Genomic DNA, 14,097 nt, shown 5'->3' on the forward strand with positions numbered 1-14,097 from the left:
TGCGTCAGTCTATTTCACCGTCATTTCCATGAAAACCTAGTCACACTAGATTTTTATCGCTACAGTCTTTGCAGAGACCCAACGGTGGGTCGCACATTCACAGGAGGCAATGTGGCCCTCGATATCACCCAGCAGGCTCCGGCCGCCAGCACCAACCCTGCCCCGGAAGCGCCCCGGGCAAACGAAGCGCCCCGAGCAGCTTCGCGCGCCTACGTCATCGGCATGCCGATTGCGAGCGCCGGCCTCTGGATGGCTGTTCTCGCCCCCGCCCTGGTGGTCCTCGCCATCAAGGTTTCAGAAATCACCACGCCGGACACCAGGGCCGGCGCCCTCAGCCTGGTGGCAGGAGTCGGAGCGGCAGTCGCCCTCCTGGCGAACCCGTTCTTCGGGCGCCTCAGCGATCGGACAACTTCCCGCTTCGGCATGCGAAAGCCCTGGATCGTCGGCGGTTCCCTTGTTGGCCTGGCAGCACTGTTCCTGCTGGGTTCGGCCGCAGAAGTGGGCACCGTCCTGGCTGCCTGGGTTGTAGCACAGCTGGGCTTTAACGCCGCGCTGGCAGCCCTTGTAGCCACACTTCCCGACCAGGCCGGCCCCGCCGAGCGCGGGCGCCTCTCCGGGCTCATCGGCATGACACTTCCCATCGGCCTCGTGGCCGCCGCCTTCTTTGCCCAGATGTTCGACAACGCCCTGCAGATGGCCGTCGTCCCGGGAATCGTGGGCACGGCCGTGGCAATAGCTTTCGCTTTCACGTTCAAGGACCGGGTCCTCACTGAGAAGCCGGCTCCGTTGAACTTCAAGGAGATCCTCGGCTCCTTCTACTTCAACCCCAAAACGTACCCCGGACTGGGCTGGGCCTGGCTGACCAAGTTCATGGTCTACGTCGGTTACTGCGCGGGACTGTTGTATCTGCCGTACTTCTTCACGGACCACCTGCACATCGCGGAAAGCCAAGTCACCAGCCTGGTGTTCCAAGCAACGCTGGTGAGCTCAGCAGGCACGGTCATCACCAGCCTCGCCGGCGGCTGGATCAGTGACCGCATCGGCAAGCGAAAGGCCATGGTGATCATGTCCGCGCTGATCATGATGGGTGGCCTCATTGTTATCGCCACCAGCACCGGAGCCGGCCAGGTATTGGTTGGGCAGGGCGTTCTCGGCCTGGGCCTGGGCGTCTTCAGTGCCGTTGATGTAGCCCTCATCACGGACCTCCTGCCCAAAAACCAATCCGAGAACGCCAAGACCTTCGGTGTCTTCAACATCGCCCAAGCCCTCCCACAGTCCCTCGTCCCCGCCATCGCATTTCCTGTCATCGCGCTGGGTGGCTATCCCGCCCTGTTCCTCGGTGGTGCCGTGGTTGGCATCATCGGAGCACTTCTCGTCACCCGCATCAAAGGAGTCAAGTAAATGAACCCCATCCTGTCGGCAGCCGTCACCGTCCCCGCAGCCGGAAGCCCGGACGCAGAAGCCAAGATCCGGGAAATCGCCAGGAGCCTGTCCCTGGAGCAGCAGGTACAACTGCTCACAGGCGCGGATGTGTGGTCCACACACACCATCCCGGAGATCGGCCTGTCACGGGTCGTGATGTCCGACGGCCCTGCCGGCGTCCGCGGCGAGGACTTCGATGAGCGCCACGACTCCGTCTCCCTCCCGTCGTCGTCCGCTTTGTCCGCCACCTGGAGCGTCGAAACTGCCCGCCGCTACGGGCAGGTCCTGGGCCAGGAGGCCCGACGCAAGGGTGTGCACGCCGTACTGGGCCCCACCATCAACCTGCACCGCTCCCCGCTGGGCGGCCGCCACTTCGAATGCATGAGCGAGGACCCCCGGCTCACCGCCACCATGGCCGCAGGATACGTGACCGGCGTGCAGTCCATGGGTGTTGGTGCGACGCCCAAGCACTACCTGGCCAACGAGGCCGAAACCGACCGCTTCACTGCGGACTCTGTGGTGGACGAACGCCCGCTTCGCGAGCTCTACCTGGCAGCCTTCGAGGACGCCATCACCGAGGCCCGCGCCTGGCTGGTCATGAGCTCCTACAACTCCATCAACGGAACCACTGCCAGCGAAAACAAACTGCTGGAAACACCGCTGTCCACCGAGTGGGGCTTCGACGGCGTCGTGGTCTCCGACTGGACGGGCGTGCGCTCCGTGGACGCCGCCAACGCCCACCAGGACCTGGAAATGCCAGGGCCGGTAGGCCACTGGGGACCCAAGCTTCTGGCCGCCGTCAATGACGGACACGTTAGCCGGGACGCCATTGTGGAGAAGGTCACCCGCATCCTTCGCCTGGCGGCCCGCGTGGGCTCACTGGAAGGGTTCACGCCCGCAGTCACCGAGCTGCCTGCGCAACTTGACGGTGCCGCCGTCGCCCGTGAAGTCGCTGTCCGCGGCGCGGTACTGGTCCGCAACAAGGGCCTGCTGCCCCTGGACGCCGCATCGCTCAGCAGCGTGGCCGTGATCGGCCACAACGCCGATGAAGCCCGCACCCAAGGCGGCGGCAGCGCCACCGTCATGCCCAAGTACACCGTTTCGCCGCTGGAGGGGCTCCGCAAGGCACTGCCCGACGGCGTGAAGGTCACCTACGCGCGCGGCGCCAAGGTAGCCGAGGGCATCCAGGCATTCCCCCGCACGTCCCTGCACAACCCCGTGTCCGACGTGCCCGGCATCCGGGTGAGTTTCCTCGCGGCGGACGGCACGGAAATTTCCGGGGAAGACCGCCTTGCCTCGCACCTGATCTGGTTCGGCATCGGAATTCCCGACGGCGCGGCCTCCATCCGCATGGAAGCTGACTGGACAGCCGAAACAGCAGGGATCCACCACCTGGGTGTCGGGACCGTGGGCCGGATCCGCTTTGTCCTGGACGGAACGGAGGTCTTCAACGGTGAACTCGAGGACGAGACCGAGGTCCTTGGCGCGGCACTGTTCGATCCCCCCAAAACCGTCCACGCCATCGAAACCACGCACGGCCAGAGGGTGCGGATTGAGGCCGAATACCAGTTACCCGATGAGCAGGTCATTCCGTTCACGGCAGTCCTGCTGGGTGAAGAAACCGTGGTCGCGGACCCCCAGGCCGAGATCGACGCGGCTGTGGCGGCAGCCCGGGCTTCCGACGTGGCCGTGGTGGTGGTGGGCACCAACGCGGCCATCGAATCGGAGGGGTTCGACCGGAAGGACCTTGACCTCCCCGGCTACCAGAACCAATTGGTTGAGGCTGTCGCGGCAGCCAATCCGCGGACAGTCGTGGTGGTGAATTCCGGCTCGCCGGTACTGATGCCTTGGCTCGAAGTCGTGGACTCGGTCCTGCTGGGCTGGTTCGGCGGCCAGGAGTTCGGCAACGCCATCGCTGACATTCTCCTGGGCCTCGAAGAGCCGGGCGGACGCTTGCCCACCACGTGGCCGGCGGCACTGGAGGACGTCCCTGTACTCAGCACCACTCCCGTGGACGGAAAGGTTACCTACGCCGAAGGGATCCATGTCGGTTACAGGGCGTGGTTGAAGCAGGAAGCAGAGGGCGGAGCGGCTCCTGCCCTGCCGTTCGGTTATGGATTGGGCTACACCACTTTCGAGCTCGGCACCGCCCACGCCCCGCAGGTAGTACAGGCTGGCAACGACGTGGTGGTTCACGTGCCGGTCAAGAACACCGGCACCCGCACCGGGCGGGAAGTGGTGCAGGTTTACCTGGACCGCGACGATTCCGCCGTCGAACGCCCCGTCCGCTGGCTGGCCGGCTACGCCGGAACGCACCTCGCCGCGAACGGAACCGAGAGCGTGGAAATACGCATCCCCGCCAGGGCGTTTGCACATTACGACGGCGGATGGCAGTTTGAGCGGGGTATGTTCCGTATCCTGGTTGGTCGCCACGCCATGGACGACTTCCAGTCGATGGAGATCGAACTCCGGTAATGCGGTGTTGAAAAGCGCTGGGTGACGGCTTTTTTGGGCCGTCAGCCACGTGGTTTTCGCCACAAGCTGTAGAACTGGGGTATGGTATGGAATTTTCGTGGCATGCTGTACGTTGCATACCCGGTAACCCCCTAACACGAAGAGGCATTAAAAAGTGGCAGCCGATTACGACGAACTCCGTACCGATGTAAAAGAGAACCAGGAGCAGTCCCTCCAGGCTCTCCAGTCCGCCAGCGCTCCCACGGCCAAGAGTGTCGTGCTTGAACTGGACGAAACCGATGGCCTCGACGCCAACGGCCCCGGCGGCGAAATCGTCGCCGAAGAGCTGGTTATTCAGGTCATCCCGCAGGCCAGCGATGAGTTCACGTGTAACTCTTGTTTCCTGGTCCGCCACCGTTCGCAGATTGCCCGCGAAAAGGATGGCGTCGCCTACTGCACTGACTGCGAAGGCTAAGACGACCCACCACCCCGGCGGATTGAACGTCGTCAGGGAGTGCCGCCGTCGGGATTAAATTGCGGAAGGACCGGAGCAATTGCTCCGGTCCTTCCGCACTTAAGGCCACGCTACTGTGGCATTCCTGCCCTGCCTACGGTCTTCTGGCGCCGGTGGTTGGATACCCTGAGCTGGAGGATCCGGGCTCCGCCTGCGAGCGCCACAAGGACGCCTCCCCCGACGGCTGCGATGAACAACGTAGTGCCCAGCGCCAGGGTCCCTTCAAGTCCAAAGAACCGGACGGTGATCATGTCCTGGTTTTGGACAAAGAAGACGATCAACATCACAAGGACCACCAGTCCAACTGCCACCGCCACCCACAAGGCAGCCGTACGCGTCGGACGGCTCCGCCCTGACGCAGGAGGTTGAACCACGCGCTGCGCTGGAGGCGTGGTGACCTGCTCCCCCGGCTTGGGGCCGGCAGGAGTTCTTGCTGCATCATCCTGGAAACTCATGGTGGACCCCTACCCGTCGGCTGATGTCGTTCATAAGCATCATAAGCATGCTTATTGATAAGTGGACAAGGGCATGCCTGAAACGGGGCGAGCCAGCGCCTACTTCATTGAGTAGTCGGTGCTGGTTGGACCTGGATCGTTATTGCGGACAGCGTAGTGATGCCCTTCGGAATCGGTCTCGACGTCGAAGTTCTTCAGGTCTTCCTCCGAAGCCGTCTCGAAGTCATCATGCTTGTGCACAATAGGGCTGCCCGTGTCGCCGCGCGTCGCCGGACCAAAGACGTATTGCAGCCGCTCCGTGACGTGTTGGAAACCTTCCAATCTGCGTCCCATCATCTCCACCCCCTTTCCACAGGAGAGAGAAGCGCGGCAGGGCTGATGCGGTGCCGTTCAGTGAACCAATTTTACGCCCGGATCACCCCATGCGAGAGGGCTTAGCGCAGGGACTTGTCGTCCGGGTTGCGGGGCACTACATAGGTGCTGCCGTCGGGACGGCGGAGGGTTTCCCACTGCTGGGTCTCGGCCTGGCGTTGGGCGAGCAGCTGCCGGTTGGCCTCGGTCATCTCGTGGTCAAGGGAACTGCTCTGCGCCGGTCCGAAAATGATCCGGAACTTCCCGGTGGCGCGCATGAACTTCCGGGTCAGGGATTCCTTTGCCACGCTTGATCGACTCCTCTTTTAGACGGTTCAACGCCTTCATAGTACGCTAATTATTAGTACACTAACTAGTCCGCAGGGTGTCGGGAAGGAAAGACATGACCAGCGTCAGCGAGACCACCGAGGAAACCGATGACCTCCTTCTGGAGCGTCAGCTGTGCTTCGCACTGACTGTGGCTTCACGGAGCGTCGTAGGCATCTATAAGCCAGTCCTGGAGAAGCTGGGACTTACCCATCCCCAGTACTTGGTGATGCTGGCCCTCTGGGAACGAAGCCCCCGGACTCTCAAGGACATCAGCGACACCCTCCTACACGAGCCCGCCACCCTCTCCCCCTTGCTGAAGAGGCTCGAAGACGCCGAGCTCATCACCCGCGAGCGCGTGCCCGGCAACGAACGTGCCTTGGCCATCAATCTGACGCAACAAGGCGCAGCCCTGCGTGAACAGGCGACGGCGGTACCGGGGCAGATCCGCGAGCGCCTGCAACTGAGCCGGGAAGAAGTGGCGGAGCTGCATCAGGCCATGATCGGGTTGATAGCCGCTACCCAACGCAACCCCTAGCCAAGGACGGTCAGCGGTGCTCTGCTAGGGAGTGACCACAGGCGTAAAGCACCACAAGTGCCACGTAAAATGGATGCAAACCCAGGAGAACCCATGCGCATGCGATCTATTCGCCCCCTACTGGCGGTACCGGCACTGACCGTGTTGACCGTTGCCGGCCTTGTGGCATGCTCGGGCACCCCCACGCCGGGTTCCTCGGGAAGCGCAACCCAGGCACCGTCGTCGTCCGCTCCTGCAAACAGCGGCAACGGCAACGCCGAACTGTCCATTAAGCTCATGGAAACCCCGGAAGCCGCACCGAAGACCTTCACGCTTGTTTGCGCCGATGGGAAGCCCGCAGCCGAAAGCAAGCATCCCTCCCCCGCTGAAGCCTGCGCCACGATCATGAAAAACCCCGGCATCCTCAGCCCCGCCCCACCCCGGACCGACATGGCCTGCACCATGCAGTATGGCGGTCCGGCAACAGCCAAGGTGACCGGCTCCGTGGATGGCAAGGAAGTGACGGCCGCCTTCAGCCGCACGGACGGTTGCCAGATCGCCATGTGGGACGCCGCCAAGAATATTCTCGGTTCAGATGGCGGCGTCTAACCTGCGGCACCTCCCCCAGGAGCAATGGCTCGGGCTCGAGGCAGCCCATCATGCCCGGGTGGCGCGTTACGCCGACCCGTACCTGGCCCGGCGTTCGGCGGGCAAGAAGCACCCCGTGGAAGATTTCCTTTTCACGTATTACACCCAGAAACCCGGACAGTTGCAGCGCTGGCATCCCGGCCACGCAGTGCTGCTCAGTGGCGATCGTGCCCTTGAACGCGCCAACTGGAAGTTCTACCGGCCAGCCCACGACGACGAACTCGCCGCAGCGGGCCTGCCCGCAGGAACCCCTGCGGTCGCCTTTGACCGCGGCAGTTTCCTGGCCGACCGCGCAGAGGCAGTCCGGTTCGCGGGAATCATCCTTGCCGGAACCGCAAAGCGCCCGGCACAATTCGGATGTTTTGGGCTGCACGAGTGGGCCATGGTCTACAGGCAGGAGAAGTTCGAGCTGCGGCATGAATACCTGAAACTGAGGTTGGGTGGCCAGGGCACGGACACCGTGGTGGAAGAGAACCGGATCCGTTGCTCCCACTTCGATGCCTTCCGTTTCTACACTCCGGACGCCCTGCCCTTGAATGAGCTCACACCCACGCGCGAGAACCAGCGGAGCATGGAACAGCCCGGCTGCCTGCACGCCAACATGGACCTCTACAAGTGGGCATACAAGCTCACGCCCGCGCTGCCGAGTGAGCTGGTGATGGACTGCTTCGAGTTGTCGTGGCGGATCCGGGCCATGGACATGCAGGCCTCACCGTACGATCTCGAAGAATGGGGCTACCCACCCATCAGGATTGAGACACCGCAGGGCAAGGCCGAGTACGTTGAATACCAGCGGGCTTTCGCGGCCGAATCCCAGGAGCTGCGGACCCGCGTGCTCCAGGCAGTAGGACCGCTCTTGGACGAGCTGAGCGGGCTCGCTGCCTGAGCACCCGACGCCACAAGCGAAAGGTCACCATGGTTTCCGATAACACCGTTGACACAGCCAAGAGCGAGTACGACGTCGAGCTGACAGTGACGTTGACAGAGGCACCGGGCGCTGAGGAAAGGACGTTCCACCTCCGGTCCGCGGGCGGCGTCCTCTCACCCGATCCGACGTCAATGGATTCGAACCTCCCGGACGCGCCTGCGGCGCTTGCCGCCGTCGAGCAGTTCGGGGAGGAAATCTTCTTCCCCGAACCACGCCCGGACAGGATCTGCACCCAGCAATACGGTGGCCCGCAGGTTGCCGTTGTTAAAGGCTGGTTCCGCGGACGGAAAGTCCATAGCCACTTCAGCAGGACCGACGGCTGCGAGATCGCGCGCTGGAAAGCGGTGGCGGCGCTGCTGGGCAACACAGGAGGCTCAAGCGGCGCGGTATAGCTTGGGCAGCCCAACGGGCCCAGCCAGTCCTTTGAGGAAATCGCCGGACTGGCTGGGACCTGGCAGCGGCGTTTGCCGCCTCAGCTAGGGTGTGCTGCCTTAGCTAACGGCGGGCGCCGGCTTGCGGAGGAACAACCCCACCACCAGCGCTGTGAGCAGGCACAGTGCCGCATTCACCCAGATGGCCGTGGTGACGCCGCTGAGCACGGCCGGGGCATCGTTGTTCCCGATGGCGAGGATCTGTGCGGTGAAGATCGCGCTCATGATCGGGATACCCATGGTGATGCCGACCTGCTGGCTCATGGTCGCCAACCCGGTGGCAAGGCCTTGCTCGGCGTCAGGCAGGCCGGACGTTGCGGTGACCATGAATCCGACGATAACCACGAGGTTTGCCACGCCCCCAATAAACGTGGCAACCAGCAGCAGTGCGATGGACGCCGGGTCGGCGCTGAGCAGGACCAGGGAACCAGTGGCGATTGCCTGGACGATGAATCCGTAGACGATTGCCTTCTTGTTGCCGATTTTTCCGATGACCTTGGGGCCAAGGACACCACCCAATACGGTTCCGAGACCCAGGACAGCGAAGGCCAAGCCGGCACCGAGCGGGGTGTAGCCGAGGACCTGCTGCAGGTACAGCGTCAACAGGAACACCAAGGACGTTTCGGTGACGAAGGCAAGGATGCCCGCAATGTTTCCCCACGCGACCGTGGAGCGCTTGAGGATTTCCAGTGGTACCAAGGGTGAGGCGGCTTTCCGCTCGACGGCCACGAAAGCAACGAACAAGACCACAGCGGCTGCGAGGCTGCCCAACGTCAGCGGATCAGCCCAGGAGTGTTCTGCGGCGTTCGTCAGACCGAACACCAGGGCCAGAAGGCCGAGTGTCACCGTGATGGCACCCGGTACGTCCAGCCGCAACTTGGTGGTGGGCTTGCTCTCGGCGAGGACAATGGGGGCAATGATGAGCACCGCGATGGCCACCGGAACGTTGATGAAGAACGCCCAGCGCCAGCTGAGCAGGTCGGTCAGCAGGCCGCCGAGGATTGCACCCGTGGTGAACCCGGCAGCCATCAGGGAACCGTTCAGGCCCAGGGCTTTGTCGCGCAAAGGGCCTTCAGGGAAGGACGCCAGCAGCAAGGACAGGGCGGCTGGAACGACGATGGCCGTCGCGATGCCCTGGCCGACGCGGGCGATGAGCAACAGTGCGGGGTCTGCAGCCAGGCCGCCGGCGAGCGAGGCTGCACCCAGCAGGGCCATGCCGATGATGAACATCCGGCGGCGGCCCGCGATGTCCGCGACGCGCCCGAACAAGAGGGTCAACCCGGCGGCGCACAGTGCGAACGCCGTCGCGATCCACTGGAGGTTCTCCAGGCTGAATCCGACGTCGGCACCGATGGCCGGGAGCGCGACGTTGAGGATCGAGAAGTCGACGGCGAGGGTAAAGCTTGCGGCGAGCAGGACGATGAGTGCCAGCCTTTGGCGGCCATTCATCCGTCCCGAAGAGGCAGGCGCCTCGGTTTCCATCAAGGGTGGAACGCCGGGTCCTGTGGTGACATCCGGTTGCGTGGTCATGGGAGTGTTCCTTTTTTGGAGGGGTCGCCGTCCGCGGACGGCATCTTCACAACTCCACATTCACGGAATGCCCGGGGATCAACCACACCCCCTTCTGCCTACCCCTGACAGTGACAGGACATTGCTGCGCAAGACCGGCAGAATGGGCCCATGAGTAATCCAAGTGAACTTGGGGAGTTCCTTCGCGTCCGAAGAGCTGCCTTACAGCCAGAGGACGTTGGCCTTCTGAATTACGGCATCCGCCGTGTACCCGGCCTCCGCAGGGAAGAGCTGGCCATGCTGGCCGGCGTCAGCAATACGTATTACACACGCTTGGAGCAAGGCCTCAGCAACAACGCCTCCGAAGCGGTCATCGATGCAATCGCCCGGGCTCTTAACCTGAACACCGACGAGCGTGCGCACCTTTTCAATCTCGCCCGGCCAGGGACCACCAAAAGGCGCACCCTGACCAAGCCAGAGAAGGTAAGGCCCGGCATGTTGCGCCTCATCCAGTCGATGTCCAACACACCCGCCGTCGTCCTGGGGCGCCGCAGCGAAGTGCTCGCGTGGAACCGGATCGGTCACAGGCTTGTGGCTGGCCACTTGGATTTCGCCGCGCCGGAGACGCCGTCAACGAGGCCCAACATGACGCGGCTCTTGTTCCTGGACCGCCACACCCGGGAGCTTTACAGCCGATGGGTCGAAGAGGCTACACGTGCAGTGTCCTCGCTGCGACTGGTCGCGGGCCGTGCGGCTGATGACGCGGAACTCGCATCGTTGGTTGGCGAGTTGACCATGAACAGCGACGAGTTCGCCAAACTGTGGGCACGCCACCCCGTTGAGAACTGCATGTCCGGACTGAAGTACATGCATCACCCCGAGGTCGGCGACATTGAGCTCAACTTCGAGGTCCTGACCCCTCCCGACGAATCGGGACACCGGATCCTGATGTATACCGCTGACCCCGGCACGCCTGCGGCCGAGGCCCTGCAATTATTGGAGTCCAGCGATGTCAACGTGGTGGAACCCGCTTGGACCTCGTGAACTACCAACGAGTTGCGACAGCTGGAGCATAGGACCTCAGCACAGTGGCCGGTGGGAAATCCCACCGGCCACTGTGCTTATTGGATCAAGCCGGACTAGCTTGCGTTGTTGCTCTGTGTCGGCTCGTCTCCACGGATCTTGCCGTGGTTCTTCTTGTCTTTCTTGTCCTTCTTCGGGTCCTCATCGTCAGGAACCACCACGGTTCCGCCCGGGTTGACCAGGACGGTGACGAAGCTCGGCTCGCTGGTTCCGGCGAAGGTCAGGCGGCCAATGTAGGAACCCGGTTCCAGGTTCTTCCAGTTCAGCGAAATCTGGCCCGTCTTGCCGTTGGCGAGACGGATCGGGTTAGGCGTCACGGTGGCGTTGCCCTGGTTCGCTCCCAGAACGGCGGCGTCAACGGTGGCCTTGGTGGCCTGGTTGTTGGGGCTCGCGTAAAGGTTGGCGAAGACGTAGTAGTCGCCCGGTGCGGGGTTGGGAACGGACAGTGATTCACTGGCGGAGGCTGTCGCTGCCGGCAGCTGCTGGCCCGACGGTGTCAGCACCAGCATGTCGAAGTCCGCGGCGTCGTTGGAGGAGATGACCGAGAACTTGGCCAGGGCGCTGCCCTCACCAACGGTCACCTTCTTCACGAAGTTGGATGCGTTGGTCTCACCGGCGAACGGGCCGGGAACCAGTTCCACTGCCGAGGAATCGGCCTTGGACAGTCCATCAATGGTCACTCCCACCGGAAGGTTGGTGCCGGAGGTGATGTTGATGGCTCCCGAGCCGTTGGGACCCGTTCCCGTGAACGCCAGCGCCTTGTCCGCAATGACGGACTGGGGGCGGACTGCGATCGGCGAGGTGACGGTCTTGTTGGCACCCGTCCAGCTCAGCGAACCCATGGCGAACCTGCCAAGGGCTGCGTTGTTGTTCTCGAACTGGACCTTGAAGGTCTTCTTCTCGCCCGGCGCACCGAAGTTCAGCACTGACGGAGTGACCTTGACGTTGACGCCCGGAACGTTGACCGACGCCCGGTAGAGTCCCGGCGTCAGGGCGGTTACGGTGCGGGTGACCTCGATCTTGCCTGCGAGGTTGCCCAGCGCGAACGACGGAACGTTCATGTCGCGCGCTGCGGTGGTGCCGAGCCCTTCCATGCCCAGGTCCATGCCAGTGCCTTGGATGAACTTCAGGTAGTCCTCGGTGGTTGCGTCGTAGACGAGGCCGGGGCTGAGGACCTTCGCGGGGTCAACCTGGCCGGCGCCGGTGGCGAAGACGTCCTTGTTGACGGTGCCGTTGGCCAGCTTGACCGGTCCAGCGGTGGTCATCATGGCGGACTTGACCGTGGCCGGGGACCACTTCGGGTTCTTGCCCAGGATCAGTGCGCCGAAGCCGGCAACGTGCGGGGAGGCCATGGACGTTCCGGACATGAAGCCGAAGTTGTCCCCGCCGGTTCCGATCGGCGAAACGCCTGCAAGCACGGCCACGCCGGGAGCGGAGACGTCAGGCTTCAACAGGTCCGAGTCGGTGGCGAGCAGCGGACCGCGGGATGAGAAGCCGGCGATCTGGGGCTGGGCTTCGGCAGGCAAGCCCGTGGTATCGCGATTGACCAGGGACACGGTGATGGCCGGGTTGGCGGTGACCTTGTCCTTGATGGCCTGCGTTGCGGGCGGGTTCACGTGGACAGTGGGGACCGCGTGCTTGTCGGTGTCCAGCGAGGAATCGGTCAGGTTCACCAGGATCATGCCGACGCCGCCGCCCCGCAGTACTTCTGCGCTCTTGGCGGTCCGGTCAACCACGCCGCGGTCACAGACAACGACTTTGCCGGCAACCTTGGCCGGGTCCAGCGACCCCGGAGCACACAGCGCTGCATTACCCTGTCCGCTTGCGGCGTTGGTGGAAAGCACGACGCCGGCACCGGTCACCTCACGGTTCATGATGCTCGCTCCGCGGAATTTGCTGCCGTCGGAGAATTGGATCGTGCCCTGCAGCTCCTGGGAGAAGGAGGTGGCAGCAACCGTGGTCAGCCAGGGAGCGCCGTGGTTCACGGTGCTGGCAGTGGGACCGGAGTTACCGGCGGAAGCGGCGACGAAAATGCCGGCCGAAGCGGCGGACAGGAACGCCAGCGAGACAGGATCCGTGGTGCTGGTGGTGGACCCGGAGATGGAGTAGTTGAGTACGTCCACGCCGTCCAGGATGGCTTGCTCGATCGCATCAACGGATGCGGAGCCGTAGCAGCCGCCGGTGGCGGGATCGGTGTCTTCCCAGCAGACCTTGTAGATGGAGAGCTTGGCAGCGGGCGCGATGCCGCTGGTGGTTCCGAAGCTGCGCCCATCCACCACTGCGTCAACGTTGCCGTTACCTGCAGCTGTGCTTGCCGTGTGGGTGCCGTGGCTGGCAACGTCCACCGCGGAGATGACTTCTTCCGGGGCCCGGTTTTCCGGTGGCACGGTGTCAAGGAAGGCGTCTGCGAAGTAGTGGGTGCTGAGGACCTTGGAGTTGCAGGCGCTGCCGTCGTAGTCAGCGCCCGTGCCCGTTCCGGGCTGGCACTCACCGACGAATGTGTCACCGTCGGCCTTGAGCATGGCGATCTTGCCGTCTGCGGTGCGGTAGGGAACGCCCACCTGGGGGTTGCCTACCAGCGGGCCCACGGGCTCGCCGGCGAAGAAGGGATTGGACGGGGTGTAGCCGGTGTCGATGACGCCAACGACAGTTCCCTTACCCGCGTTTTCCTGCCCGCCGTACTGGGTGGCCCAAGTGCCGTTGGGGCCGCTGAGCTTGAGGAAGTCGCTGGTTGAGTAGTCCGGTGCGTACTGCGTGTCTGGTGCAACCATGAGGACTTTGGGGTCCTTGGCAAGGTTGATGGCCTGGTCGGCGGTGAGGTTCGCGCTGAAACCGTTGACGGCAGTGGTGAACTCCCGCTTGATGTTCACGTTTTCCTGCTTGGCAACTTCCTGCTGCTTCTGCTGGAGGTGGGACTGGTATTCCTTTACCTCTGCGCTGTCGGCGTCGAGCTTTTTGCCTTCCTCCGGCTTGGTGGGCGCAAGACCCGCCGTGCCGCCGTCGTAAGTGGCCGCAGGCTTTTCGGCGAGGACCACCATGTAACGGCCGTCCTTGTAGGCGCTGGGGTCAAGGTTCTTCTTGGCCACGCCTGCTACATTCCCGGGCGTCTCCGGGGCGGGAGCGGCCTGGGCCGGCATCGCCACCGACGAGAGCAGCAACGGCAGTCCGACGGCGAGCGCCGCGGCCTTCCGGAGGCTCCCGCTTCTGGCGAAGCTCTTTCCTTGTGGTTTCACGTGTGGTTGCACCTTTCACTGAGGAGGCCCGGGCTCCATCGCCGGGGCCTGTCACCTATGAGTTGGTTGAACCTTTGACAGTTCTTGTCAAACACGCGCAACCAGTCGAGTCACAGAGTACCTAGTGAGAGACGAATATGACATACAGCACATTTAAGGAAATTTGTCTTGTCACGGCGCTGGCGATTCGTCATGGAAAGACAAACAACGGACCGCAGGATCCAA

13 protein-coding genes are annotated in these 14,097 nt (G+C 63.4%); 8 read left to right on the forward strand and 5 right to left on the reverse strand.

Annotation, left to right across the window (positions count from 1 at the left end; genetic code table 11):
* The first annotated feature begins 111 nt into the window (after nt 1-111).
* From ACNQOP_RS04035 to ACNQOP_RS04045, 3 genes are all read left to right on the forward strand, one after another.
* Entirely contained in the window at nt 112-1,401 is a 1,290-nt protein-coding gene (locus tag ACNQOP_RS04035; RefSeq protein ID WP_416403407.1) for an MFS transporter, read from the forward strand.
* Nucleotides 1,402-3,897, forward strand: a complete 2,496-nt coding sequence (locus ACNQOP_RS04040) for a beta-glucosidase family protein (RefSeq protein ID WP_416403408.1) — start codon at nt 1,402-1,404, stop codon at nt 3,895-3,897.
* 154 nt (nt 3,898-4,051) lie between these two features.
* On the forward strand, nt 4,052-4,351 hold the full coding sequence (locus ACNQOP_RS04045; RefSeq protein ID WP_211713967.1) for a DUF4193 domain-containing protein: 300 nt from the start codon (nt 4,052-4,054) through the stop codon (nt 4,349-4,351).
* A gap of 110 nt (nt 4,352-4,461) precedes the next feature.
* On the opposite strand, the gene ACNQOP_RS04050 is transcribed toward ACNQOP_RS04045, so the two are convergent.
* The 3 genes from ACNQOP_RS04050 to ACNQOP_RS04060 form a co-directional block, all read right to left on the reverse strand.
* On the reverse strand, nt 4,462-4,845 hold the full coding sequence (locus ACNQOP_RS04050; protein ID WP_416403409.1) for a LapA family protein: 384 nt from the start codon (nt 4,843-4,845) through the stop codon (nt 4,462-4,464).
* Between the two features lie 99 nt (nt 4,846-4,944).
* Complete coding sequence (locus ACNQOP_RS04055) at nt 4,945-5,178, reverse strand: hypothetical protein (protein WP_284985528.1); 234 nt, start codon at nt 5,176-5,178, stop codon at nt 4,945-4,947.
* A 101-nt stretch (nt 5,179-5,279) separates the two neighbouring features.
* Entirely contained in the window at nt 5,280-5,504 is a 225-nt protein-coding gene (locus ACNQOP_RS04060) for a hypothetical protein (protein WP_235521238.1), read from the reverse strand.
* Between the two features lie 95 nt (nt 5,505-5,599).
* On the opposite strand from ACNQOP_RS04060, the gene ACNQOP_RS04065 reads away from it, so the two are divergent.
* From ACNQOP_RS04065 to ACNQOP_RS04080, 4 genes are all read left to right on the forward strand, one after another.
* Nucleotides 5,600-6,061: a MarR family winged helix-turn-helix transcriptional regulator gene (locus ACNQOP_RS04065; RefSeq protein ID WP_416403410.1), complete on the forward strand. Its 462-nt coding sequence runs from the start codon at nt 5,600-5,602 to the stop codon at nt 6,059-6,061.
* 93 nt (nt 6,062-6,154) lie between these two features.
* Nucleotides 6,155-6,649: an SSI family serine proteinase inhibitor gene (locus tag ACNQOP_RS04070; RefSeq protein ID WP_416403411.1), complete on the forward strand. Its 495-nt coding sequence runs from the start codon at nt 6,155-6,157 to the stop codon at nt 6,647-6,649.
* Nucleotides 6,636-7,574 (forward strand): 3-methyladenine DNA glycosylase, encoded by a 939-nt coding sequence (locus ACNQOP_RS04075; RefSeq protein ID WP_416403412.1) that lies wholly within the window; start codon nt 6,636-6,638, stop codon nt 7,572-7,574. The genes ACNQOP_RS04070 and ACNQOP_RS04075 overlap by 14 nt, the downstream gene beginning before the upstream one ends.
* A 29-nt stretch (nt 7,575-7,603) precedes the next feature.
* Nucleotides 7,604-8,008, forward strand: coding sequence for a serine protease inhibitor (locus ACNQOP_RS04080; RefSeq protein WP_284985280.1), 405 nt, complete (start codon nt 7,604-7,606; stop codon nt 8,006-8,008).
* 99 nt (nt 8,009-8,107) lie between these two features.
* Here ACNQOP_RS04080 and ACNQOP_RS04085 read toward each other — a convergent pair whose 3' ends face one another.
* Nucleotides 8,108-9,496, reverse strand: a complete 1,389-nt coding sequence (locus ACNQOP_RS04085) for an MFS transporter (protein ID WP_284985527.1) — start codon at nt 9,494-9,496, stop codon at nt 8,108-8,110.
* Between the two features lie 231 nt (nt 9,497-9,727).
* Between ACNQOP_RS04085 and ACNQOP_RS04090 the strand changes: the two genes are divergently transcribed.
* Complete coding sequence (locus tag ACNQOP_RS04090) at nt 9,728-10,600, forward strand: helix-turn-helix transcriptional regulator (protein ID WP_416403413.1); 873 nt, start codon at nt 9,728-9,730, stop codon at nt 10,598-10,600.
* A gap of 95 nt (nt 10,601-10,695) precedes the next feature.
* On the opposite strand, the gene ACNQOP_RS04095 is transcribed toward ACNQOP_RS04090, so the two are convergent.
* Nucleotides 10,696-13,872 carry a S8 family serine peptidase gene (locus ACNQOP_RS04095; protein ID WP_416403414.1) on the reverse strand — a complete coding sequence of 1,059 codons (3,177 nt, stop codon included), beginning with the start codon at nt 13,870-13,872 and terminating at the stop codon, nt 10,696-10,698.
* Nucleotides 13,873-14,097: the final 225 nt, after the last annotated feature.

This window comes from Arthrobacter sp. LFS091 (assembly GCF_047977885.1).
GTDB lineage: Bacteria > Actinomycetota > Actinomycetes > Actinomycetales > Micrococcaceae > Arthrobacter.

What these genes read in the sequence shown, in the direction of transcription:
- ACNQOP_RS04070 (WP_416403411.1), top strand. Translation starts at nt 6,155, where the DNA reads ATGCGCATGCGATCTATTCGCCCCCTACTGGCGGTACCGGCACTGACC.
- ACNQOP_RS04065 (WP_416403410.1), top strand. Translation starts at nt 5,600, where the DNA reads ATGACCAGCGTCAGCGAGACCACCGAGGAAACCGATGACCTCCTTCTG.
- ACNQOP_RS04055 (WP_284985528.1), bottom strand. Translation starts at nt 5,178, where the DNA reads ATGGGACGCAGATTGGAAGGTTTCCAACACGTCACGGAGCGGCTGCAA.
- ACNQOP_RS04050 (WP_416403409.1), bottom strand. Translation starts at nt 4,845, where the DNA reads ATGAGTTTCCAGGATGATGCAGCAAGAACTCCTGCCGGCCCCAAGCCG.
- ACNQOP_RS04085 (WP_284985527.1), bottom strand. Translation starts at nt 9,496, where the DNA reads ATGAATGGCCGCCAAAGGCTGGCACTCATCGTCCTGCTCGCCGCAAGC.
- ACNQOP_RS04040 (WP_416403408.1), top strand. Translation starts at nt 1,402, where the DNA reads ATGAACCCCATCCTGTCGGCAGCCGTCACCGTCCCCGCAGCCGGAAGC.
- ACNQOP_RS04080 (WP_284985280.1), top strand. Translation starts at nt 7,604, where the DNA reads ATGGTTTCCGATAACACCGTTGACACAGCCAAGAGCGAGTACGACGTC.
- ACNQOP_RS04090 (WP_416403413.1), top strand. Translation starts at nt 9,728, where the DNA reads ATGAGTAATCCAAGTGAACTTGGGGAGTTCCTTCGCGTCCGAAGAGCT.
- ACNQOP_RS04075 (WP_416403412.1), top strand. Translation starts at nt 6,636, where the DNA reads ATGGCGGCGTCTAACCTGCGGCACCTCCCCCAGGAGCAATGGCTCGGG.